This is a genomic window from Hylemonella gracilis str. Niagara R (assembly GCF_000600295.1).
In the GTDB taxonomy this organism is placed as follows: domain Bacteria; phylum Pseudomonadota; class Gammaproteobacteria; order Burkholderiales; family Burkholderiaceae_C; genus Hylemonella; species Hylemonella gracilis_A.
Genome location: NZ_JEMG01000001.1, coordinates 26,662 through 28,292, shown reverse-complemented (window position 1 = coordinate 28,292; position 1,631 = coordinate 26,662). Strand labels below are relative to the sequence as shown.

The window sequence follows — 1,631 nt, the reverse complement described above, 5'->3', positions numbered from 1 at the left end:
AACGTGTATGGCAACAACCAGTTCGTGGCTTCGGGTGCGTCGACGGGCACCGGTGCCTTTGGTGCCAACGGCGTGGCTGCGAACAACTTCACCATCAACGGGGCGCAAGGCAGCGCTACGATCACCGGGGCCTCGAACGCCACGGCTCAATCGCTGGTGTCGCAGATCAACCAGCAGACGTCGGTGACGGGCGTGACGGCCACGGGCCGCACCAATGTACAGCTGACCTTCGCGTCGGTGGGCGCCTACACCCTGCAAATCCGTTCGGACAATGGCACCGCGGCCGAGTCGGTGACCTTCAACCTGGTGGGCGCGGCCAACACGCCCAGCGGTCTGTCGGCGGCCATCTCCGCGATCAACGAGAAGTCGTCCAAGACGGGCGTGGTGGCCAGCCTGAACGATACCGGTACGGCTGTCATGCTGACCAACGTGACCGGCAATGACATCGCGGTGAGCGACACGGCGGTGAGCAACGCGGGTGCGGTGGCGGTGCAGAAGTTCGCGGCCAACACCTCGGGCACCCTGGTGACGGCTGGCGCGGCCGTTTCGCTGGCGGCCGACACGACCGCCAACAACTCGATCGTCAGTGGTTACATCACCTTCGATTCGAACCAGTCCTTCGTGCTGGATGCGGCGGCGACCACGGCCAACTCCGCCTTGTCGGCCGATTCGTCGTCCGTGCTCAAGACGGTGGCGAACCTGGATGTGAGCACCGTGGTCCGCGCCAACGATGCGCTCAAGACGGTGGACTCCGCCCTGGCCTTCATCAGCGGTGAGCGTGCCAAGCTGGGTGCCCTGCAGTCGCGCTTCGAGTCGACCATCAACAACCTGAACGTCACGGCCGAGAACCTGACGGCCTCGCGCAGCCGCATCGTGGATGCGGACTTCGCGGCGGAAACTGCGGCGCTGTCGCGTGCGCAGATCCTGCAGCAGGCTGGCACGGCCATGATTGCCCAGGCCAACCAGCTGCCGCAAGGTGTGCTGGCCCTGCTGCAGTAAGCGCCTGACAAACGGATCGGGGCGGCATGAATGGCCGTCCTGATCTGTTGACTAGATAAAGAGTTTTCCCGTGGCAGGCCCAGCGCCTTGCCCTCCTGTGACAGCCGGTGTACCTGCAAAGGGCACCGGCTCTTTTTATGCCGTATCGATTCCGTCAACCGCATCTTCAGTGAAGGGCCATTTGTACGGTGCATTTCTCGCTCAAGTTCTGCGCCTTGTTGTCGACCGCGCGCGCTCAGAGGCCAGGAGGGCACGTGATGCCGTGAGAAGAAAGACCTGCGCTGGTGCGAGGCTCAAGTTCACCAAGGCCGGGACGATAACTGGGCTACAGGGTTTCGAAACAAAGACCCGGCATGCATCGAGAAGCAGCTCGCAAGGCTGATTCAAAGGTGCTGCGAAGAGCCACGAATCAAGTGGGCATCGACCAGTCGGCGCGAAGCTGTTGCAGCCAGTGCCATTTTCTTTTCACAGGAGTTATCAAATGGCATCCGTTATCAATACCAACATCAACTCGCTGTCCGCCCAGCGTTACCAGGGCATCAGCGGCCAATCGCTGACCACGGCGATCCAGCGGCTGTCTTCTGGCCTGCGCATCAACAGCGCCAAGGACGACGCCGCCGGCCTGGCGATCT

1 protein-coding gene and 1 pseudogene are annotated in these 1,631 nt (G+C 62.5%); both read left to right on the top strand.

Annotated features, from left to right (window positions below):
• Window positions 1-999 (top strand): flagellin (locus AZ34_RS00145; protein WP_035603431.1); only part of this gene is annotated, 999 nt, incomplete at its 5' end.
• Between the two features lie 481 nt (window positions 1,000-1,480).
• Window positions 1,481-1,631: pseudogene (locus AZ34_RS18135) on the top strand (flagellin); the annotation flags it as partial.